This window comes from Pseudomonas sp. OA65 (assembly GCF_017498305.1).
Taxonomy (GTDB): Bacteria; Pseudomonadota; Gammaproteobacteria; order Pseudomonadales; family Pseudomonadaceae; genus Aquipseudomonas; species Aquipseudomonas zanjanensis.
The window spans coordinates 1-22640 of sequence record NZ_JAGDEZ010000008.1 but is presented as its reverse complement, the minus strand read 5'-3'; the positions used below and the strand labels follow the sequence as shown (position 1 = coordinate 22640).

The following is a 22640-nucleotide window of genomic DNA, read 5'->3' as shown; positions in this document are numbered from 1 at the left end:
GATGACCACCCCGGCTTGAGCCGAGGTAGTCTATCGGACGGTGTAGGATTAGAGATAACCAATTTCGGCCAACGACACGCTGCCTTCACGACCTACTACCACGTGATCCAATACCCGCGTACCAACCATGTTGAGGGCGTTCTTGAGGATAGTGGTCAGGATGCGATCAGATTCGCTGGGCTCCGGGTCGCCAGAAGGGTGGTTATGTACCAGAATCGCGGCTGCTGCATTGTGTTCCAACGCAATCTTGACTACTTCGCGTGGGTAAACGCTGGCTGCGTCTAGCGTGCCTCTGAATATCTCTCTGAAGGCAATAACTCGATGCTTGCTGTCGAGCAGCAGAGCAAAGACTAAGCCGGCCTACGCAGCCGGGCAAAAGCATAACAAGGACACTACATGCTACGGAAAGCGGTTCTACTGGTGCTGATCACCAGCCTAAGCGGCTGCATGGCCACCGCGATGCGGATGGACTACGACAAGCACCGGTGCCCCTACATCGGCCTGCGCTTTGACTGGTGGCTGGTGGGCACGTCCAAAGGAAAGCTGATTCCTTTCCTGCTGATCGACGCACCGTTTTCGCTGGTGGTCGATACCGTATTCTTTCCCTTCGAATACCAGTACAGCTGCAATCTCTAAGCGACAGAGTTTCTTGCGCGCTGGGGATTTGTGCTGACTGTTGCGTTTGTTTGTGCCCAGGCCGGTCCGCGAACCAGTTCTAAACGCTTGCCGCCGGCTGGCCGAGAGACTCCCAATACTGCTCTTCGTCGACCTCGGTCAGGGTTGCATAACCGTCGTAGTAGTACATTCGGTTCCTGTCTCGGGCATAGCGCTCACTCAGGAATTCCAGGGTAGCCAGGTCGATACGCTTGGCGCTGACGGGTCGTCGGTGACAGAACAACTTGCGCGTGCCCAGTTGCAGGAAATCGGGATGGGGCACGCGGACTTCATCGGGGTTGAACGGTACATCCAGCGGCTTGCCTTCCGAAAGGATCAGGGTAGGGCTGACGGCATAGGTGCCGAGAATGCGGGTATCAGCGGGATCTAGCCGTTTTTTCGCCTCGCCGTAGTAATACACCGCATTTTGATCCTGGGCCCAGCCATGACCGCAGGACTCGAAGGTGGCCGCATGGGCCTTACGAATCGGTTGGGGAGGATGGTAGAAAATCCGGTGGCAGAACACGGTTTTTCCGTCGGTCAGGTAGGGCCCACCGAGCGAGCGGAAGTGCTCCGCGGGTTCTTGGGAAAACCGTTCGGGCACTTGCGTTTCGGCGTTATGAAACGGGATCAGATACAAGCCCTGGGCATCGCCGCACAGGTGCGTATCGAGCAATTTGAAACTGGCCGCGTCCAGCCCGCTGATCACGCGTCCATGGAAATACACCTGGTCGCCTAGTTCGAATCCGAGACCGATGGCCTGTAACGGCTGCGTTTGCGCGTGTGTTTGCGCGGCCTCGGTTGTTGCCCGCAAACGGTGCCACCAGTAACCCTCCAACTGCGGATGGGCCTCGAAATAAGGTGCCCAGGCCTCTTGCATGGCCGCATCGATGATCCCGTCTGAGCCCAGCGGGCCGTGCTTGTCGCCTGCCAGCACGGGTGAATAATCTTGGTTATTGCGACAGAGCTGGGTCACGACGAAACTTTCCACGTCGACATCGAGGCGTTTCTGGCGCTGGTAGACGTGCCGGTGATCACGGTAATAATCGAACCCCAAGTGGCGAAAACTCGGGCCATGGGCGTCACGCACGCGGGTCCCGGCGGCATAGACGAAACTGTCGTCCACGGCAAAATAATCATCATCGTATTCGCTGGCGCTGACCACGCGCCCGCATTCATCGAACGTCGGCTGCCAGCACTTGAGCAGGTGGAAATCGCCAACGTAGCGGATGCCCTTGCCGGTCAGGTAATAGGCGCGTTGCTTGTCCTTGGCGTAGCGCTCATTCAGCACGGTGAAGGTTGCCAGGTCGGCATTGTCGATGCGGTAGAAGTATTCGTAGGAAATGCTCGAACCTTGCTGCGCTTGCACGATGATCGACTGCCCATCGGTGCCCCAGCGATGGGCGAGCATTTGGAAGTTATCTGGATTTGCCACCGGCAGCGGCGTGCCGTCCTTCTGGTGCAGGGGTTTGAATCCCCTGTAGACCTGATCATCGATCACTCGATAGGACGGGTGGTTGCAATACCGCACCCGCGCCGTGGCGCTGGCGAGACGTTGCCCTTGCAGAAAGAGATGCACACCGTCGCTGAACAGGGCGGACGCTGAAGTCACCGAGGCGGGCGACTCTGGCAACAGGGCCAGGCGGTCGGGTCGGGCCTCGGGAATCTGGCTGATCGCGTACTCGCCGAACCAATAGGCGCCGGCTGCGTCACGCCAGTACTGGTGGCCGAGGCTTTCCAGGCCGTTGTCGAACCGAAACGGCAAGGCTTGGAGCGCGTGGTAGCCGTGGCGCGCCCGGTAGGCTGGAAGCAGGTAGTAATCGCGCAGGACGTCGCGCAAGACCCAAGGGCTGCGTCGATGCCGCCAAACCGGCTGACCGGCCAGCAAGGGCGAGGGCGGATAGTGCCCGGCGTTGGCAGCTTGTGCCAACTCGCCGGGGCGTGCGCTTTCAGGGCCGAGCATGATGTACACATCAGGCACTTGCCCGTCGCCCAGCAACACACGGTCCATGAAGGCGAAGCCTTGATGCCATTCAAGGTCAAGCGGTTCCCAGTCAGCCTTATCCGTCCCTGTGATTGTCATGTCAGTGCGATCTGCCCTCCAGATAGGTGTAACACCAAACCAAAGGCCGCCGCCGCCACGCTCAAAAAATGAACTTGAACAGCGCAATCACCACGATCAGGCCAATCAGGAAAATGATGCCTACGGTACCGCCAAGGAATTTCAACATAAGAACGCTCTCATCGGATGGGCTTAATCGTCTAGACCGCCACCGATCACGCGCGTTTCGTCGAATATTCAGTCGTGATGATCAATGGACCGCAAAAGACCTCGGCACTGGCACATGCTCGAATTTCGAGATGGTCTTGATCCAGTAGCGACGATAGTCCGTCTGGTCCGGCGCCAGCGGTGCGTGGCTGGACCACGGATGTTTCTCCTTCAGGCTGGCGCGGTACGCTTCCCATTCTTTCTGTTCGGCCACTTCCCGGGCTTTGCTCCGGTCGTCGAACCAGCCCAGCACGTAAGCTTCGCCCTGATCCGTGCCGTGCGCTATCAGCAAATAAATTTCTGTCATGACTGACCTACCGTTTCGTCCTGCGCCCCAGTGGTGGGGTCTTATCCGGGGTATCGGCCGTTATGGCGCGTGTTTGAGGTTGATCGCAGAAAAACGCTGGGCCCAATGATGTGCCTCACGAAACTGCTGAACAGCCGAACAATCGCTCTGAGTGGCGAGCGCTTCGACGACGGTTTTGCGCAAATCGGTGCCTTCCTCCACGATCCAGACGCCCGGCTCTCGGTCGCGCAGGGCCATTTCACCGAAGCGAGTGGAAATGACAGGCAGGCCGAGGGCGCGGTACTCGTAGTATTTGATCGGGTCGACCGAGGCCGTCAGGCGGTTGCGCATGAACGGGATCAAACCCACCGAAAACCTTGCCATGGCCGCGATTGCACTGGCATGGGAGCATTCCGGAAGCAGTTCGATGTTGGCCGGTAATGCGCAAGGCGGGGGTTTGAAGACGGGGCCGATCAGCCGGATGAGATTTCCAGGATTGGTCCGTGCCAGCGCGATGACCAGGTCCCAGTCGAACCAACGACCCAGCGTGCCGACATAACCCAGCACCTGTTGCTTGGCACTCAAGTCCAGACGTTCGACCGGCGCCAGTCCACGCATGTCACAGGCGTTGAGGGCCAGTGCTACCGGGGCGGTCATGCCCAGGAGTTTGTCGCGAAGCGGGGTGGACGACGCCAGTACCGTGTCCACCCGGCGAATGAGCTGCGCCTGGCGACGTTCCATGGCCCTGCGTGACAGGCCCTGATAAAAGGCCGGGAAATCGTCCATGGCATCGTAGACGGCGGGGCTTTGCGGGATCAGCGCCAGCAACTGCAAGGCCAGTTCGGAAGGTTTCCCCACGCAGATCATGCAGGGCCCTTGCGCAGCAAATGCCACGGCCTCTTTGAACAGGTCAAGCCACAGTCGCTTGAGGAGCATGGCTGAGCCTGGCAGGGGCTCGATGGGTAAGCTACGGGGTTTGCGGACCTGCAACCAGGGTGGAACGCTGGCGCTTTGCTGATCGGTCACGGGCGGCTTGCGCCTGAAGTCGTTCAGCGTGGGTAGGCGTGTCGGGTACGGATCGATCCAGAGCACCGGCGCCCCGGTCTGGTGGTGATACCAATCGACGAAGTGATGGGGGCGCTGGCTGAAGCTGGCCCATGGCAGCGGCGACAGGTAAATCATGCGCATGACTGGAAGTACTGCCTTAACACATCGACGATACGTGCTGCGGCCTTGCCGTCGCCATAGGGGGAAACCCCACGCGCCATGCCCCGGTAAGCCTCGGGATCATCGAGCAGGCGCTGCGCCTGTTCGACGATGGTGTCCCGGTTGGCCCCCACCAGTTTGACCACGCCGAGGTCGACCGCCTCCGGGCGTTCCGTTTCCTCCCGCAGCACCAGCACGGGTTTACCCAGGGCCGGGGCTTCTTCCTGCACGCCCCCGGAATCACTGATGATCAGGTACGAGCGCTTCATTGCGGCGATAAACGGCGCGTAATCCAGGGGGGCGCAGAGGAGGATGTTCGGCGTCTGGCCGAGCAGTTGGTGCGCGACTTCCTTGACGTTCGGGTTGGGATGGACGGGATAGAGGATCTGGATGCCCGGGTTCCGTTCGGCCAGGTGCTTGAGGGCCTGGCAGATATTCTGGAACGGTTCGCCGAAGTTTTCCCGTCGGTGGGAGGTGACCAGCACCAACCGTTTGCTGGCGTCCAGTGCAATAGCCAAGGCGCAGTCCTGTGCCGCGGTCATCAGCAGGGCATCGATCACGGTATTGCCGGTCAGGGTGATATCGCTGGCGCTGACGCCTTCGCGCAGCAGGTTGTCCACGGCGCCCTGGGTGGGCGCGAAGTGCCAGCGAGTCAGCTTGCCGGCGATGACCCGGTTGGCTTCCTCGGGGAACGGATTGTAAAGGTCCCCGGTACGCAGGCCCGCTTCGACATGGCCGAAGGGAATCCGCCGGTAGAAACACGCCAGAGCGGCACTCATGACCGTGGTCGTGTCGCCTTGAGCCAGGACGACGTCGGGCTGCTCGGCTTGCAAGACGCTGTCGAGTTCCAGCAGCAGGCGAGAGGTCAGGGCCGCCAATGACTGGTTGGGACGCATGATGTCCAAGTCCAGGTCGGCCGTGATTGCGAAGCCGTCCAGGATCTGGTCCAGCAGGCCTCGGTGCTGGGCGGTGGCGAGCACCCGGCAAGCGATATTCCTTTCGGCCTGGAGCGCCTTGATCACGGGCGCCATCTTGATGGCTTCCGGACGGGTGCCTACGATGCACAGTACCTTGTGGGTCATGCCTTTTGATGTCCTATCTTGGTGGCAAGTGAGCGGGCTATCCGGTCCGCGTTGGCCATGAGGGTCAGCGTGTGAGACTTTTCGGTGAGTCTGGGCAAGCAGGCACCGTCGACAATATGCACGCCGGGCAAGCCGGCGACTTCGCCAAGGCGATCGGTCTGCCCGATCCGGGGCGTCGCGTGCATGGGCAGCGTGCCGGCATAGTGGATATCTGCCCCCGGCCTGCCGACGGTGAAGCTCATGGGCATCAACAGCGCGCCCATTTTCCAATAGATCCGGCGAAGCTTTGTCTCGGCAGTCTTCATGAGTCCGGGGAGTTCGGGATGCACGTGGCCGTTGATGCTCAACGAGCCATCGGGGCGCAACGCCGCCGTGTTGTGGGACAGGTGCCCGGGCAGGAAGAGGTTCCCGACGACGCAGGCACTGAGCAGGTTTTTCAGCAACTCGATGCTGTAGCGTTTGCTCAGGGGGATCCGGTTGACAAACTCGGTCATGGGCAAGCCTGTGGTGTTGAATGTCGAGCCGAAAGCCGTCGCACCGGCCGTCAGCGCCAGGGTGAAGGATAGCTGGCCCAAGCCAAATGCCGGCGCCCTCGGGGTGCCGAGCATTTTTGGCAGCCACAGCAGGAAGGCCGCTGTCGGCGATGACAGCAGCGGTATCGGGGCCGAATGATTCAAGCCCTTGAGGGCGAGTCGGGTCGAGGCCAGGGTACCCGCCGCCAGCAGCAGGCGTGTACCGCAGAAGCGCCGGGAGGAGCGATGATGGGTGACCGCCCATGAACCGTCCTGTTTCTGCAGATCCTCCACGAGGAAATCCTGGACGTGCTGGAATCCCGGGTACTGCTTGAGTTTTTGCAGCTCTTGCGACGCGCTGTACAAGGCTTGGTTGTTACAGCCCCACAAGCAGTTTCCCGACAGGTCGCAGGCCTTGCGCGTGTCCAGGGGCTGGCTCAAGACGGCGACCCTGGAGCGGCCAAGGCGAAACCCCTGCTCGGGATACGCCGAACGCCGCCGGGCGTACTGATCGAGCAAGCGTTGGTGCAGGGCATCCAGCGGCAGCGGCGGTTGCGACCACTCATCGAGGCCGAAATAGCTTGAAAGGTCGTCGTCGATCCGGCCACTGATGCCGATCCGGCGGGCGACGGTTTCGTAGGACGCTTGCATCTCGGCATGATCGATGGGCAGCCCGGCTAAGTCGCTGGCACCCAGCGTTGCCACGCCGCAGCCCCAGGCATTGGACAAGCCGCCGGTGGCCAGGGAGCCGACGCCGATAAAGTTGTCGGCCTCGATGCGATTGCCGGCGCTGAATCCTTCGAAGACATGGGCGTGGATCGGTGTCTTCAGCTTGGGCGATACCGCGTCCAGTTGGTTCAAGGCGTGGAAGTTATCGCCAATCATCCATTTCCACTGATGCGCGTCGTTGGCCCTGGCGCTGAGGAACGGGCGGGTTGGCAGCACCGATGAACCGATGCTGGCCTGGGCATCGATCATGAGGACTTTCAGGCCCGCCTTGACCAACGGATAGGCCGCCGACGTCCCGGCCGGGCCACTGCCGACGATGATCACATCGAATTCAGGCTTCACGGTGGGCTTCACTTTCACGCAACAGCTGGCGAGCAAAGGGCCGGCCTGACATCGCCGCTAGTTTCCACACCAATGCTTTGATCGCGGTGAGCCCCAGCGCAACCAGCGTGGCGACAGGGCTGCGCGATTGTTGAACACCGAGAAACACCTGGGCGCCCTGGGGGCTGGCTTCGGCGATAGCGAGTGCAACCTGCAGGCGCCAGGCCAGCGCCTGGCCGTCGGGCTTGCCCAGGACGCCGGGGGTGTCCAGCAGCGTCAGGAGTATCGGCCAGCTCATCAGCAAGCGTGAGCTAACGACGGGGCGGGTTTTCCCCCCACGCTCCAGTGCCCTGACATAGCGACTGACCAGGCTTCTTTGCGGCGGGCGTTTGAGCAGATAGTTCAAGAGAACCGTGGCTTCCTGGAGAAGCCCGCGACGTTGCCCCCGGCCGGAGCGATGCATGCCGTGGGCGAGCGGGCGCAGTTGAACGCCGAGTTTTTGCAGGGAACGCTCACTGTCCATGGGCGGCAGGTGGATGAGGGAAAAAATCCGCTCCAGGCCCAGCTTCGCGCCCATGGAGTGCCCCAGCAACCGACGCAACAGCCTGAGCAATACCACCGGCAGGGGAATTGGCAGGCGAACGGCACGGACCCGGTGCGCTGCAATCGCCCCCAGGAAGCGGTCGAAGGCAATCGGCTGCACGGCGCCCAGGTTGAGGATCTCGGCACGAATGTCGTCCCGCTCGACGACGGCCAATATCGAGGCCGCGAGGTCATCGACATGGATGGGTTGTATGCAAGGCGCTGGCCAGAGAATCGGAATGAACGGACTTCGGCGAACCAGCCCCGACAGCAGGCCAAAGAGCCCGCGTTCGGGACCACCGTACACTTGGCCGGGGCGGATCACGGTGCCCTCGGCAGCCAGCACATGCTGTTCGATGCGCCACTTGGTCCGGCCATAAACGCTCGGGGCCGTGGGCTCGGCGGTTTGGCTGGAGATGAAGATGAACCTGGCCGAGCCTTGTTGGGCGCAACGGATTAGCGCCAGGGCCGCGTTGACTTCATCGTCCGCGTCGTTGTCGGCACCGGTCGAGGTGTCGGCCGCCAAATGGATCAGCGCCTGAGTGCCGGCCGGGCATTCGGGCGCCGGGCCCCGCAGGTCATAAGGAAGCCAGGCATAGGGGGCAGGGCCCGGGTGGCGTGTGGCGCAAATGACCTCGTATCCCCTTGCCGTTGCGAGGGCGGACAAATGTTGCCCGATGTAGCCTGTCGCGCCGGTTATCAATAGCTTCATGGTCATGCGCCTTCGGCTCGGTCAGTGGGGGCCGGCGGGGGCGTAGTGGAATGAAACACGAACAGTTTGCTGATCCAGTAGGTCAGGGCCACGCAGATCACGTCGCAGACAAATTTCACCGGGGCAGGGCTGTCGACGACATACAGCCCCACGCTGAACAGCGCTGAAGCGACCGGGATATTGATGGCGAGCAACGAAAAATAACGCAGCGCTTGCGCCTTGCGGCTGCCGTGGGTCGACTGGAACGTGAAGTGTCGATGCAAAAAGAACGCGAACACCCCGGCCACGCCTTTGCCGGCAATGTTGGCCAGGACGGGGTGACCGTCGACCAGCGCGATCAACAGCAAAAAGGCACCCATGTCCAATGCATAGGCCATGACCTGGATGGCGCCATAGCGGATAAAGGTCAAGACGTCCTCCGGATCACCACGATGTGATGCAGCGCCAATACCCGTCTCAACGGATGCAGCAGTTTTTCAACGACCTGGAGCACGGGGATCAGCGCGTCAGGCAGCAACTGGCGAAAATTCAGGCCGCCGGAAACCAGGTAACGCAGATAGTTGCCGCAAATTTCCTGATGAACGATTTCCAAGCCCGGGTACTTGCGCTCGAACGCCTGTCTGTCGCGCACGAAGACGATGTAGCTGAGGGCCTGGTTGGCGCCGTTCATGGGGCCAGTCGAGGGTGTTTCCCAAGACGGGAAGTGCATGTCGAAGCCTTCGGACTTGAACAGGCGTTTATAGAGAAAAGCGGCAAAGGGTCCGTGAAAGGGCTCGATCAAAATGGCGCCGCCGCCGACCTTGAGCGTTCTTTCCAGCTCCGTGAAAAATTGCTCGGGGTGAGGAAAGTGATGAAAACAGTTCTGGCCATAAAAGGCCCTGACAGAATGATCGTCCAGGCTCATTGCTTCGGCATTGAGCGCCATGTCCAGTTGCTCGGTGGCGACAATGTCCGTGGCCAATACTTCTGGGTACGAATCGCGCATGGGCGCGATGCCCGCCCCCAACTCCACGTCAAGGCCTTCGACCTTGAAGTAGCGGTCTGCCAGGCGATGAAACCCGTGGTGAAATTCCACGAAGACTTCCCGCAGCATTCGCTTGCGTTCAAGCACTTTACCGTGAAGTTCGAGGCGTTCGTTGCCATCGACATCCAAGGTCTTGAGCGACGGGTCGGATAAAAAATCTCTTAGCGCTTTAATGAGTTTTCTTCCCGCAATGACGTTGCTTTACCACGCCTGGATTGCCGTGGCCGGCTGGGTACCGAGGCGATGTCGTAACCGAGGAACGCCATGATCAGCTGCAACCCCATGAGCATGGGTAGGGCGCTGAGCATCACGGTACCGGCGGGCGTCGCGACGCTATTCTGCGCCGACTCATACCAGTGATAACTGCCGAAGAAGATGCCGAACAACAACATCAGAATGCCGATCGGCAGCTCGATCGACGCCAGGGACATGTCGCGTAAATAGTAGTTGTAGAGCACGCGCTTGGTGAAATTGCGCAGGTGCTTGAACAGGAATTCGCCCACGATCTTCGAAATCTTGAGGTGGCTGACTTCGTCGCCGTAGCGGGCCTCCATGGGAATGTCCACCACGACGGCGCGCACCGTGTTCAGGCGGAACAGAATGTCGGTCTCGAAAAAATAGCGCTGGCTGACCTTGTCCAGGGGTAGCAGCCGGGCGACGTCACGGTGGATCGCCGTGTAGCCATTGGTAGGGTCGAACAGATCCCAGTAACCCGTCGACAGTTTGGCCATCAGCGATAACACGGCGTTGCCGAACAGGCGCAGCCGCGGCATCGATTGCACTTCTTCCAGATTGAAAAATCGATTGCCCTTGGTGTAGTCGGCTTCACCCGCCAGGATCGGCTCGATGAACAGCGGGATCAGCGTCGGGTCCATCTGACCATCCCCGTCGACTTTGACGATGATACTGGCACCGTCGGCGAGGGCTGCCCGATAGCCGGTCATGACCGCACCACCGACGCCTTTGTTGACGTCATGGGGCAGCACTTTGACCCGGGCGTCGCTGCAGGAGGCCTGGACATGCCCGCCTGATCCGTCCGGGCAGGCATCGTCGATGACATAGATGCGCCAGACCTCCGGCCCTATGGCGTCGATGACGCCGACAATGTGCGCGGTGACCCGATAGCTGGGGATGACGACGGCGACTCGCTGTTCATCCGTGAAAAGCTCGGTTTTTGAGTTCATCGATATCGCCCACTATTGCCTGAATGAAAGTGACCTGAATGCCACGGGAGTGTCGGTATGCCCGGACGCATAGATGATCGCGGACGTGGCATTCGCAGGGGCAACGACGCTCATTTCATGGGTCTCCCATTGCGTGGTGCAGTCAAATGTCTCGATGCTGGCGGTGATGAAATCGCCTTGGTCGTCCATCCAATTGGTCTGGATTCTGCCGGTGGTGGCGGTCGTTGCGCAGCGTGCGGACACGCTGTTGATGTACGTCAGGCCCGGTGTCACTTCGACCCGCTGCGTGGCCGGTGTGTTGACGTTGACGGTCAGGATCTTGCGCGCCGCGTCATACGCCGAGGGTGAAGTCAGGCTCCAGCCTTCGAGGCTGGACAGCTCCGGGTTGAGCAGGTGTTCATCGTGCGTGACGTTGAGTTTGCGCAGGTCCAGGTCACCCAATCTGGCAGACGACGTGGACACAGCGAGCAGCCGATCGAGAGGCGCCTGGGGAAGGGATTTTAGGTCAATCAGCAGCCAGTTCACCTGACGCTGGCGCAAGCGCTGGGTGAGCGCCGAGGGTGAGGCCGCCGCCTCGAATTCGTTTTTCCACTTCAGGTTGTACCAGGATGCGTAAAGGGCATCGCCGTGCAAACCGGCCATCAGCGGCGACGCAAAGACCGCCACGGGCTGATCACCGCTGTTCAAGGCGTTGACGGTATCGACCATTTTCCGGATAGGCAGGCGTTCCAACAGATAGGCCTCCCGACCTGCCTGGCTCAACAGCGCCGAGGGGCTGATGTCGCCGTAATAAGTCGCGGCCTGAATGAAGCGGGTATTGGTCAGGACCAGCAGGGCACCGGCGACGATGGCGAGGCTGCGGGGGAAAACCCTGGCGTCGGAGAAGGGCAGGGCCAGGATCACCGAAAACAGCGCGAAGGACGGGAACACATAACGCAGGTAGGCCGTTGAGTGGAACGTCGTGAACATCGCGCCGGCGCCAACCAGGAGAATGCACAGGGCTTTTCTGTTGCCGCTCAACAGCACGGCGACGGCGGCCGTGGGCAGCAACAGCCACTGGAAACCGGCCGCACCGACGCGCCCTTCGATGAACTGGGGCGACTTGAAAACCATTCGATAGAGGGTATCCCAGGTCATCCCGGTACCGAACGTGGCCGGCGGTTCGAAATTGATGTCGGGCCAGAGCGGCGAATGGAAGATGGCGTTGAAAAACGGGAACACCGGGTTGCCGGTCAAGACCCCGGCGCAGAGGTAGGGAGTGGCGCCGGCCAGTATCAGGCCGGCACTGCCCAGCAGGAGCGTCTTGACGATGCCTGGCACAACCCAGGCCTTGAAGTGCACCAGCAGGATCACCAGCAGGACCGGCAGGATGCTCAGCGTCACGGCCTTGGTCGCCAGGGCGAAGCCCAGCAGGACGCCGGCCAGGAGCAGTTGCGACAGGCGCTCCCTGGGATCCGGCGTGAAGCTTGTGACCTTCAGGATCGCCAGGGTGCCGGCCAGCATGAAGGCGGTCCACGCCGACTCGATATGCAGGCTGCTGCTTTCGGCGAAGGCGAGGGGCGTTGAGAGGAAGATCAGGCTTGCCCAGCGGGCACTGGTGGCAGAGCCTCCGGCCCAGAGGGTCATGTTGCGGATCTGCCACGCCAGCAGCAAGGTGAATGCGCTGTTGCTCAGGCGCGCTGCCGTTTCGCCGGCCAGCATATAGACGATGCTGTAGATCCAGTCGGCCAGCATGGGCATGACGGCCCACACATAGGTGCTGGCATCGAATGACCATTGATGTCGCTGGGCCAGGTGGGAAGGGACGAAGAGGTGCATGGCCAACGCGTCATGCCCGACCTCCGGCATGAAGGCGACCAGCACGTAAAGGCAGGCAAAGCCGCCGATCAGGACGTCAAGCCCGGTCTGGAGGGGTGTTTGTGCTGAGCGGGTGGCCTGGATGTGCCGCAGCAGTTCACGCCATGACCCGGTGACGTGCTTGTACCCCAGTAGCAGCGGCAGCGACAGCATCGCGCCATATAGCCAGGGGTAGTTGATCGGCCAATACGCGGCCAGGCCCGTTAGCGTACCGAACGTACCGGCACCTACCAGCAGATGGACACTCCAGTCGGCAGAGGCTGCTTGCCCGAGCATCCACCTGCCGAGCACCGTGGCAGACAGCGCGAAGACTACGACCACTATCACCGGCCAAGCTTGCGCGCAGGCAACGGCCAGGCACGCCAGTAAACCCAGGCAAAGCATGAGCGGTGGCTTGCGAGTGAAGACGGTGAGGACGGCAAGAACTGCCACTGACAGCAATATCGTCCGGCTACTGCTGTTCATGGACGCCAGTTCAAGCGTCGAAAAACCGTATACACCGACCACCGCACTTACCAGCAGAACCAACAGCACTACTGCATATTTGAGGCTGAATCTGGGCAAAATATCGTCTCGGCTAAAGGGACAACACTGTCCATTAAGGCAAACCAAAGATTCGTGGCGAGGGAGCTTGCTCCCGCTGGGCTCTGTAGGAGCTGGCGAAGCCTGCGATCTTTTGATCTTTCACTTGGGATTCAAGTGTCCGGGGAAAGATCGCAGCCTCGCTTCGCTCGACAGCTCCTACAGGCCCAGCGGGAGCAAGCTCCCTCGCCACACATTCATCTGCTCCCTTGAGTAAATAGCGTTGCATGCGAAGAACGTTCAGGCGTCTCGGTACGTGTGCGGGACCCAGGATCCCCACTTGCTTTCGTAGATCGCCCGGTTCTTTTCGAAAAGTGCCTGTTTTTTCCTGGCACCCAAGGTGTTGAACGACGCAGACAAATGGTGATGAACGAAAACATCTTCGGCACAGGCCGCGCGCATGCCACGACGCTGTACGCGGCGGCAATAGTCGTCATCCTCGAAAAACCCGAGGCCGTACTCTTCGCACAGGCCACCGATCTGCTCGTAGGTCGAGCGCGGGAACATCACGCAGAAAAACGCCAGGGTGTTGATCTCGAACCACTCGCCCATGCGGGCGCGGGTCATTTGCGCGGCTTCGGCGGGCATGTCTTCTATCCGCTCATAGCGGGTGCTGACTTTGGCCTCATTGCCGATGTTGTTGGTGATCGGGCCAATGATGCCGATCTCCTTGTGGTCTTGCAGGTGGCGGATCAAGCCTTTGATCCAGCCGGCGGTGACGACCGTGTCGTTGTTCAGGATAACCAGGTAGTCGCCGCTGGCCGCGGCGAGGCCCAGGTTGTTGCCGGCGGCGAATCCTTTGTTGTCCTGGTTGAGGATCACGATCCGGTCTGGATGGCCGTCGGCCCAGGCAGTGAGGAACGCCGGGGTCTGGTCGCTGGAGTGGTTGTCGACGACGATGATTTCAAGGTTCGGGTACTGGCTCTGGGTCAACAGGCTGTCGAGGCAGGCCTTGGTCAGTTCGAGGTTGTTGTAGGTCAACACCACGACGCTGACTTTGGGCACGGGCAATGTCGCGATGGCCTCGCGCAAGCTGGCGGCCCGATGCTGCCAGGTCTGGCCCCGGGCAAACGACTGACGTGCCGCCAGCGTGGCGCTGTCCTCCGGCAGTGCGCCCAGGACACTGCGCAGGGTCGAGATGAACTCAGTCGGCTCTTCAACCGCCCAGACCAGTTTGCCAAACTGGCTCAACTCCGGCAGTTTCACCGACACCACCGGTTTCCCCGCGCTCAGGTATTCATAGACCTTGACCGGGTTGGTGGCGAGGGTCAACGGCATGACCTTGAACGGAAGCAGGCAAACGTCCATGGCGTGGAGGTAGTAGGGCAGGGCGGTATACGGGACTTCACCTTCGAGGACCACATTCGGGCAGGCCTTGAAGTGTTTTTTCGCCTGGACGATGTCACTGCCGATCAACAGGATCAGGTGCTGCGGAAAGGATTGGGCGACGCGTTTGACCAGGTCCAGATCGAACCATTCGGCAATGACGCCGTAGTAACCGATGATCTTCCTGTTGCCGGGAGCCCGGTAGACCTTGTCGGGACGTCGGCTGAAGAAACCGAACTCGCAGGCGTTGCGGATCACCTCGACGTTGCGGTTTTCCCGCTTGCCGTGTTGTTCGATCCAGTCGGATGTCGCCACCAGCAGATCGGCCCGGCGCATCAGGGCGATTTCCAGGTCGAGCAGTTCCTGGGCCACGTTGCCGAAGCCTTCATGATGATCCATGCAGTCATAGACCAGCGTGGCGTTGGGGACACGCCTGGCCAGCGGAAACCAGTAGGCGTGCTGGACAATGCAATCCACGGCATCGACGTTCGCCGCTTGCAGGAGCATCGCCAGGCCTTCGCACAACTGGCGGATCGCGGCCGCTGACGGCGGGGCATGATAAATGGCCGGTGCACCGAGCACCTTGAAACGGATCTGGAACAGCCGGTTGGAGCCCTCCAAGGGCTCTGCTTCGAAGCCGGGGGCCTCGTCGTCGATGAAATTGTTCGAGATATAAAAAGTCGTTTGTCCGGCCCGGGCCAATTCCTTGGCCAGGTTTTGTGGGCGTTGGATGCGAAAGTGCCAGTCGATTACGCCGAACATCAGGATCGTGGGCTGCCCGAGGCTGGACGGTACTGCGAGGTTGACCGGCGGTGGCAGAGGTTGCAGCGCAAGACTGGCGTCTGTCGATGATTCGCCGGGTGTCGCCGTGCCGGGTTTCAACCAACTTCGAAGCCGCCGCGCCAGTTTGCTTTTCTGCTGTGCGGGGAGTGGCAACCAGGCGTAGACCCGACGCGATAATTTATACAATTGCTTGCGTATCGAATAACGCAGCGGAGCGCGTTCGATGGCGTTGCCCCAGTCGGAAAGCTTGAACAGCTCGGCTTGCTTGGCCGCCAGTTGGGCACGCAGATCCACCGCCCAATCGGAGAGCACGACTGCCTCTTTTTCTTTTGTTTGGATTAATGCCTCGGCGTCCTTGAGGCGCTGTTCGGCCACCCGCAATTGCTCGCGCAGCCGCCCGGTCTTGCCTTCTTGGAGCGACAGACGGGTGCGAAGCGCTTTCGAACCAAGGTTCAGTTGTTCGATAAGCCGATCTCGATTCTCGATTTCCTTGACCAACTGTAAGGTTTCAATGGTTCTGGATTGTGTTGAGCGAGTCAGTTGGTCAATGCAATCAACAAGACGGTTGATCTGGTCCATGCGGTTTTCTGGTCCTTTGGTCAATACGGCGACGCACACTCGGTCCTTCAGGAACGATGTGTGCGTCAATCACCAGCCAGGCTCCCGCCGTGGCATGAATCAGCATAGCGGGTACTGGGCGGGGCGCCATGTAACAGTGTCAGATGACGTCGGCAAAGCCTTTGCGGGTCCGCTGGAACCAGGCAAACCCGGCGCAGGCAATCAGCACGGAAATGGCCGAATAAGCCGCCAGGTACTCCCAATGCGGCGGCCGCCCCCAGAACAGCACATCGCGAACCATTTCCACCGGCAGCGTCAGTGGGTTTGCCTGCAACGCGGCCTGATAGCTCTGCGGAAGCGTCGAGAGCGGATAGAAAATCGGCGAGAGAAACAGCATCGCCGTGATGATGATGCCGATGAACTGGCCGATATCACGCAGGTAGACGCTGATCGAGGCGAGAAACCAGGAGAGACCCAGCGTCATCAGCACCAAGGGGAAAAGCACCAATGGCAATAGAAGGGCTGTTGCCGGTGGCGTTCCGAACAGGACGATATAGAAGATCAGCCAGGCCAGGACGCTGACAGCCATGTGGAACAGCGCTGCGCCGAGCGACACCAGGGGCAGGGTTTCCAGTGGGAAGACGATCTTCTTGACGTAGTTGGTATTGGCCAGCACCAGGCCTGGCGCACGGTTCACGCATTCGGAAAACAGGTTGAAGACCAACAGGCCCGCGAACAGCACCAGGGCGAATTCGCTCTTGGACTCACCGCCGCCCGACCAGCGGGCCTTGAAGACGACACTGAACACGAATGTGTAGACCACCAGCATGAAAACCGGTGTGAAGAACGACCATAAGACGCCGAGCATCGACCCCTTGTAGCGACCAATGACTTCTCTGCGGATCAATACGTAGATCAGGATTCGATTGACCAGGACACTCTTGATCATGGCGGTGGGGGACGTGCTGAACGACTGCATTGGTGCTTGATCCTTAAGGCAATATTCGGATGCTCTCTGAGTCGCGTCCTCATTGGAGGGTAGACCACGTGCAGGTTCATTCGAAGTTTTTTTCCCCATCTGTGCTTAACTCTTTCGCAGTGCCCAGCGAAGGACTGATTGAGTAGCACCGCATTAATGGCCGTGATTCATGGAAGGGTTTTGCCGATGTCGTTTGAAGTGGCCATCCGTGCCGAAAACCTGAGCAAGTGTTATCAGATTTATGATGCGCCCAAGGACCGTCTATTGCAGATGCTGGTGCGCGGCAGGAAGCGGTTCTATCGCGAGTTCTGGGCCCTGGACGATGTTTCCCTGACCATCGCGAGGGGGGAGACCGTCGGTATCATCGGCCGTAACGGCAGCGGCAAATCCACCTTGTTGCAACTGATCTGCGGGACGTTGATGCCGACCCGGGGCAGTGTCCAGGGCAATGGCCGGATTGCGGCGTTGCTCGAGCTGGGGTCCGGTTTCAACCCGGAGTTCACCGGTCGCGAAAACGTCTATGTGAATGCGGCGGTGCTGGGCTTGAGTCGTTCGGAAATCGACGCTCGTTTCGATGACATCATCGCCTTCGCCAATATCGGCGACTTCATCGACCAGCCCACCAAGATCTATTCCAGCGGGATGCTGGTACGGTTGGCCTTCGCCGTTTCGGTCTGTGTCGAACCGGAGATCCTGATCGTCGACGAGGCCCTTTCCGTTGGTGATGCCTCTTTTCAATTCAAATGCCTGAACCGGCTGGAAGAACTGGCTGCCAAAGGCACGACGTTGCTGTTCGTTTCCCATGACATGAGCATGGTCAAGCGCTTCTGCCACCGAGTCATCTACCTGCGCGCAGGCCGGGTCGTGGCCAGCGGCTCAGCCGATGAAATGGCCGAGCTGCACTTGCTCGACATGCGGGACGAGCAACGTCGCTGGGCCAGTGGCGGCGTCATACCGGTGACGCGCAAGTCATTCATGGGCGGGCAGGAGGGGATGGCCTTCGGGACCGACGAGGGGCACATCAGCGCTGCCTGCTTCACCAACACCCAGCAACTTTCGTCCAGCTACCTGTATGGGGACGATATCGAGATTCGCGTCGAGGCGTTGCTGCATGAATCGATCACGCAACCGAACATCAGCTTCACCATTCAAGAGGCCAGGCTGCTGGTGATCGGCGGGGGCAACTTCGCACTGCAACCCAGCCCGCCCGAAAACGGCTGGCGGCGTGCGGCGATCACGGTGCGCTTCCCGGCCAACCTCGCCGAGGGGCGCTATCATGTCACGCTCAAGCTGTTGCACGGCGCGACGGAAGACACCTCGCAACTGATCGAAAAGCAGGTCGCCCCCTTGGCGTTCGACATGTTGCCGAACCACAAGAACTTTTTGGGCATGGTTGACCTGGGGTTGCAGCGGATCGACCCTCGACCGGTTGCGACGCCTCCCAAGGTCTGCGCGGCTCAAGGAGAACAGCTGTTGACGGAGCACCCGGACACGCGCACGTGGCAGGTTGCCATATTCGGCACCTTTGACGTGGAGAACTACGGCGATCTGCTGTTTCCGATCATCGCCGAGGCGGAGCTGACCCGGCGCTTGGGTTCTGTCAACCTGCATCGGTTTTCCTACCACGGGAAAACCCGACCGCAATGGCCTTATGCGGTGACGTCGCTGACGGAGTTGCCCCATGTCGCGGCGAGCCTGGATGGGGTCTTGATCGGCGGTGGTTTCCTGATCCGCTTCGATAAAGTCGTTGCCCACGGCTATGGTCCGACAACTGCCGATATCCACCACCCCACCGGTTATTGGCTGACCCCGGCGCTCATCGCGCTGCAACACGCGGTCCCGGTCATATGGAATGCCCCCGGGATGCATTGCAACGGTATTCCCGACTGGGCCAGGCCGCTATTGAAAATGACCCTTGAGCAGAGCCAGTACGTGCGCGTGCGAGATGCACTGTCGCGCGATTCCCTCGCCACGCTGACTCAACAGGCCGAGATCGAAGTGCTGCCCGATACCGCGTTTGGCTTGCCCCGCTTGATCGATGAGCAGCAACCCTCGGCCGAGTTCATTGGCCTGCGCGAACGGGCCGGGCTGACTGGGCCCTACATCGTGATCCATGCCATTCACGTGGTGGAATCCTTTATAAAACTGTTCGAAGACCACGCCGAGGCATTCCAGGGCTATCAGTTCCTGGTGGTGCCGATTGGCCCCGTCCTGGGGGACGATCCGTCGGTCATTGCCGGGCGCCTGCCGGGGGCCGTTACCTTGTCGTTCTGGCCAGAGCCATTACTGATGGCGGAAATTCTCAGCCAGGCCCAAGCGGTCATCGGCCATAGCTACCACCTGGCGATCACCGCTTTGGCGTTTGGCGTCCCGGTGTTTTGCTCGGCGGACCTGACCACGGGCAAATACACGGCGCTGGCGGGGTTCGACTCGCTTCACGCGTTGCCGGACGTGGCGACGGTCGATCCGCAATGGTTTCTCGCCCGTGTGGGCAAGACCTGTCCATCGCCCGCGGCGCGTGCGGCGGCGGATCAGTTGGTCGAGCATTGGGACCGGGTCGCGGCGATCATTCGCCAGGGTAAAACGTCGTCGCAGCCGGTGTTGGGAGCATTTCTACAGCATTTGCCGAATCTGCTCGAAGCCGGGGCCGAGGGCCATGACCCAGTGCCGGCTGAATGGCCGGCAAGCCCCGTCGTGTCAGAGCCAGAGCCAGAGCCAGAGCCAGACAGCATCGAACCGACGCAGAACCTGGCAACCCAGGCGCTTGCCCAGCAACATCGGATCGTCCAGCTCAGCCAGCAACTGGCCCTCAGTGACGCCAGGATGCTTGAGTTGCAGAACTCCAATTCATTCCGAATGACCGCACCACTGCGTTCCATCGCCCGTGGTATCCGAAACCTGACAGCGAACAAGAACCGACAATGCTAGATCTCTCTCGTCTCACACCAGCGGCGCTACAGGCTCATCCATTCTCATGGGCGGAAATTGGCGGCTTATATTCGGTCGAGGATGCCGCCGCGTTGGCGGCGTCCTTTCCTCATGATCACTTCAAGACGGTGAGTGGTTATGGTGGTGAGAAAAACTATGACTATGAGGCGCGGGCCCTGGTGAGCATGGGCGCTCCTACCATCGCATTTCCCGAAGAACTGAGCGAGGCGTGGTTGCGACTGGCACAGGACCTCGGCTCGGCCGCCTATCGAGAGGCCATGTCGGAGCTGACCGGGATTGATCTGCGCAGCGTACCGATGGAGGTCAACGTCTTTCATTACGGCCCCGGGGCGAGCCTGGGCGCCCATCCGGACCTGCCCGACAAACTGGTCACCCATATCCTGTACTTCAATGCGTCCTGGGACCGCAACGACGGCGGCTGCCTGACCATCCTGCACCGCAACGATCCCACCGCCGTGGCGGCCGAGATCGAACCACTGGTGGGCAATTCGGCGATCCTGGTCCGCTCGGATAACTCCTGGCATGCCGTCACTCCCGTGGTGAATGGCTGCCAATCTTCCCGCCGCAGCCTGACGGCAACGTTCTACCGGCCGGGCTCCGTCAGTTCCATGTGGCCGCCGGGTGACAGCACGCCGTTGCATGGGTACCCACGTGCTTAAACTCGACAGTGCCTTGATCGACCGCGATGCCGCGTTGGCTCAACGAGACGCGGCCATCAACGAGCGCGATATCGCCTTGGCGAAAGTCGACTTCCTGCAAAACACCCGTTCGTGGCGTTTCACCCGACCCCTGCGCTCACTGTTTCGCGTGATGCGCTATGGGTTTGCCGCCACCCAGGAATTTCCCGAAACGGCCGCGGCAATCGTCTACCCGGCCGCACCGGAGCCGTTGCCGAGCGTTTCGGTGGCGCCTGATTTCGCCACGAAAGGGCGCCTGGATATTCTCTGCTTCGCCAACATCGAGTGGGCCGCACGCTTCCAGCGACCGCAGCAGTTGATGAGCCAGTTCGCGAACAATGGTTATCGGGTGTTTTATATCGTCCCCTCCGTTGTGCCGGAGCAGGGACGGCTCTATCGATTGGCGTCGGTGGCGCCCAATATCTTCGAAGTGGCACTGCAGCGTGACGCGCAAGAGGCGTATTACGAAAAAACAGTGACGCCCGAGAATCATCAAGCCTTGCTGCGAGCCCTGGCTGCGCTGGTCGCCGACATGCAGATCAGAACTGCCCTCTCGGTGGTGCATATCGCTTACTGGACCCCCGTGGCCCTCAGCCTTCGCGCCGTGCATGGCTGGCGCATTCACTATGACTGCATGGATGACTGGGATGGCTTTCCGAACATCGGCGAACAGCTGCTGAGTGAGGAAAAGACTCTGGTTGCCCAGGCCGACTTGGTGACCGTCTCCGCCACGTTGCTTTACCAGAAATGGTGCGCCCATAACCCACGCTGCGTACTGGTGCGAAACGCGGTGGATTTCGCTTTTTTTCGGCAGCACTGTTTTACCAATGATGTATTGAGTGGGCTTGTCGGGCCTGTCATTGGTTACTACGGCGCCCTGGCCCAGTGGCTTGATTATCCCTTGCTGGCGGCGCTGGCGGACCGGCGGCCAGCGTGGAACTTCGTCCTGGTGGGGGATATTTTCGTCGAGGATCTGGCGGGCCTCGAGCACAAGCCCAATGTGCAGTTGTTGGGCCACAAGCCGTACTCGCACATGCCGCTTTACCTGGATCATTTCGATGCCTGCCTGATTCCCTTCAGGCTCTACAACGTGACGCATGCGGTTGATCCGGTGAAGTTCTACGAATATATCAGCGCAGGCAAACCAGTGATCTCTACGCCACTGACGGAGATGAGCCTTTATAAAGACCTGCTGTACTTCGCCACCGGAGTCGATGAGTTCCTCGAGCAGATCGAGCGTGCCTTGGCCGAACGCGACCTGGCCCTGTACAAACGGCGCGTGGAACTGGCTCGGGCCAATGATTGGAAGGATCGATTCAATAGCATGCACCTCGCTATCGTCGGCCTTTACGAAAAAGTCTCCATCGTGCTCGTGACGTACAACAACCTCAACCTGACCATTCAATGCGTCAACAGCATTCTGCGTAACACCACCTGGCCCCATTACGAGCTCATTGTTGTCGACAATGGCTCGGACGATGGGACAGGTGACTATCTTGAAGGCCTGCGCCAAGAGGTGCCGAGCGCGAAGATCATCCTCAACCCGGACAACCGCGGCTTTGCCGCAGCGAACAACCAGGGTTTGCGCGAAGCCGATGGTGACGTCCTGCTGCTGCTCAACAACGACACGGTCGTGCCCGGCGGTTGGCTGGACCCGCTGGTCAGGCATTTACGCGATCCGAGTATCGGCTTGGTCGGGCCGGTCACGAATGCGGTCGGCAACGAAGCGAAAATCGAGATTTCCTACACCGACATCCAGCAAATGCAAGCGTTTGCAGACCGTTACACCGACGCCCGAAAGGGACGCTCGTTCGATATTTCGATGCTGGCGATGTTTTGTGTCGCCTTTCGCCGCAGCGTCCTCGAAGAGGTGGGGTATCTGGATGAGGCGTTCGGTATCGGAATGTTCGAGGACGACGACTACAGCCGTCGCGTGCAGGCGGCCGGCTACCGCACGGTCTGTGCCGAAGATGCGTTTATCCACCACTACGGGCAGGCCTCGTTCAGGAAGCTGATCGCCAGTGGCGAGTATCAGGCCCTCTGGGACAAAAACCAGGCGTACTTCGAAAGCAAATGGGGTGCTTGGCAAGCCCATGTTCATCGCAACGAGCCGGGGGAGAAGGGTTAGGCCGTCATGGGCCATCACCTTCAACCTCTTCGTCGACGGTAATGCCGCCATCGCGAGCAGGCTCGCTCCCACAGGGTTTACCGTTGATCAATCTGTGGCGTGATGGCTGGGTAGCTTTTGTGGCGAGGGAGCCCCCGCCGCGTCTTCGACGCTGCGCTGTCGCGCAGCAAACAATTATTCGGCCTAAGATAGGAGGTGCGCGCAGGACAGAGGCCGTAGTTATCACTGGCGTGTTCGCAC

At 60.3% G+C, this 22640-nt stretch carries 16 protein-coding genes and 2 pseudogenes; 5 read left to right on the top strand and 13 right to left on the bottom strand.

The features are described from left to right. Positions 1 to 48: 48 nt before the first annotated feature. Positions 49 to 351: pseudogene (locus J3361_RS08915) on the bottom strand (JAB domain-containing protein); the annotation flags it as partial. 45 nt (positions 352 to 396) lie between these two features. On the opposite strand from J3361_RS08915, the gene J3361_RS08910 reads away from it, so the two are divergent. Beyond that, complete coding sequence (locus J3361_RS08910) at positions 397 to 636, top strand: YceK/YidQ family lipoprotein (protein WP_186706641.1); 240 nt, start codon at positions 397 to 399, stop codon at positions 634 to 636. A 79-nt stretch (positions 637 to 715) separates the two neighbouring features. Here J3361_RS08910 and J3361_RS08905 read toward each other — a convergent pair whose 3' ends face one another. From J3361_RS08905 to J3361_RS08850, 12 genes are all read right to left on the bottom strand, one after another. Then, entirely contained in the window at positions 716 to 2737 is a 2022-nt protein-coding gene (locus J3361_RS08905; protein ID WP_207963976.1) for a DKNYY domain-containing protein, read from the bottom strand. 229 nt (positions 2738 to 2966) lie between these two features. Beyond that, complete coding sequence (locus tag J3361_RS08900; protein WP_186706645.1) at positions 2967 to 3230, bottom strand: hypothetical protein; 264 nt, start codon at positions 3228 to 3230, stop codon at positions 2967 to 2969. Between the two features lie 60 nt (positions 3231 to 3290). Continuing rightward, complete coding sequence (locus tag J3361_RS08895) at positions 3291 to 4397, bottom strand: glycosyl transferase (protein ID WP_207963974.1); 1107 nt, start codon at positions 4395 to 4397, stop codon at positions 3291 to 3293. Then, positions 4388 to 5497 (bottom strand): UDP-N-acetylglucosamine 2-epimerase (non-hydrolyzing), encoded by a 1110-nt coding sequence (gene wecB / locus J3361_RS08890; RefSeq protein WP_207963972.1) that lies wholly within the window; start codon positions 5495 to 5497, stop codon positions 4388 to 4390. Before wecB ends, J3361_RS08895 begins: the two co-directional genes overlap by 10 nt. Continuing rightward, complete coding sequence (locus J3361_RS08885; RefSeq protein WP_207963970.1) at positions 5494 to 7080, bottom strand: FAD-dependent oxidoreductase; 1587 nt, start codon at positions 7078 to 7080, stop codon at positions 5494 to 5496. The genes wecB and J3361_RS08885 overlap by 4 nt, the downstream gene beginning before the upstream one ends. Continuing rightward, a complete protein-coding gene (locus J3361_RS08880; protein WP_207963968.1) occupies positions 7070 to 8353 on the bottom strand; it encodes an NAD-dependent epimerase/dehydratase family protein in 1284 nt (427 codons plus the stop codon). The genes J3361_RS08885 and J3361_RS08880 overlap by 11 nt, the downstream gene beginning before the upstream one ends. A 2-nt stretch (positions 8354 to 8355) precedes the next feature. Next, positions 8356 to 8763, bottom strand: coding sequence for a GtrA family protein (locus J3361_RS08875; RefSeq protein ID WP_207963966.1), 408 nt, complete (start codon positions 8761 to 8763; stop codon positions 8356 to 8358). Further along, positions 8760 to 9428 carry a methyltransferase domain-containing protein gene (locus J3361_RS08870; protein WP_347709625.1) on the bottom strand — a complete coding sequence of 223 codons (669 nt, stop codon included), beginning with the start codon at positions 9426 to 9428 and terminating at the stop codon, positions 8760 to 8762. The genes J3361_RS08875 and J3361_RS08870 overlap by 4 nt, the downstream gene beginning before the upstream one ends. A gap of 110 nt (positions 9429 to 9538) precedes the next feature. Then, positions 9539 to 10561, bottom strand: a complete 1023-nt coding sequence (locus tag J3361_RS08865; protein ID WP_207963963.1) for a glycosyltransferase family 2 protein — start codon at positions 10559 to 10561, stop codon at positions 9539 to 9541. 12 nt (positions 10562 to 10573) lie between these two features. Further along, positions 10574 to 12883: a phospholipid carrier-dependent glycosyltransferase gene (locus J3361_RS08860; protein ID WP_243458798.1), complete on the bottom strand. Its 2310-nt coding sequence runs from the start codon at positions 12881 to 12883 to the stop codon at positions 10574 to 10576. Between the two features lie 357 nt (positions 12884 to 13240). Continuing rightward, positions 13241 to 15688, bottom strand: coding sequence for a glycosyltransferase (locus tag J3361_RS08855; protein ID WP_207963960.1), 2448 nt, complete (start codon positions 15686 to 15688; stop codon positions 13241 to 13243). Positions 15689 to 15827: 139 nt separating this feature from the next. After that, a complete protein-coding gene (locus tag J3361_RS08850) occupies positions 15828 to 16646 on the bottom strand; it encodes an ABC transporter permease (RefSeq protein ID WP_207963959.1) in 819 nt (272 codons plus the stop codon). Between the two features lie 186 nt (positions 16647 to 16832). Between J3361_RS08850 and J3361_RS29470 the strand changes: the two are divergent. The 4 genes and pseudogenes from J3361_RS29470 to J3361_RS08835 all read left to right on the top strand — a co-directional run. Beyond that, positions 16833 to 18056 (top strand): annotated as a pseudogene (locus J3361_RS29470) (ABC transporter ATP-binding protein); the annotation flags it as partial. Further along, complete coding sequence (locus J3361_RS29465; RefSeq protein WP_243458805.1) at positions 18036 to 19574, top strand: polysaccharide pyruvyl transferase family protein; 1539 nt, start codon at positions 18036 to 18038, stop codon at positions 19572 to 19574. The pseudogene J3361_RS29470 and the gene J3361_RS29465, both read left to right, overlap by 21 nt. Continuing rightward, the gene (locus tag J3361_RS08840; RefSeq protein ID WP_207963957.1) at positions 19568 to 20254 is read left to right on the top strand and encodes a 2OG-Fe(II) oxygenase; all 687 of its coding nucleotides are present in this window, start codon (positions 19568 to 19570) and stop codon (positions 20252 to 20254) included. Before J3361_RS29465 ends, J3361_RS08840 begins: the two co-directional genes overlap by 7 nt. After that, positions 20247 to 22400: a glycosyltransferase gene (locus J3361_RS08835; protein ID WP_207963955.1), complete on the top strand. Its 2154-nt coding sequence runs from the start codon at positions 20247 to 20249 to the stop codon at positions 22398 to 22400. Before J3361_RS08840 ends, J3361_RS08835 begins: the two co-directional genes overlap by 8 nt. The last annotated feature ends 240 nt before the right edge of the window (positions 22401 to 22640 follow it).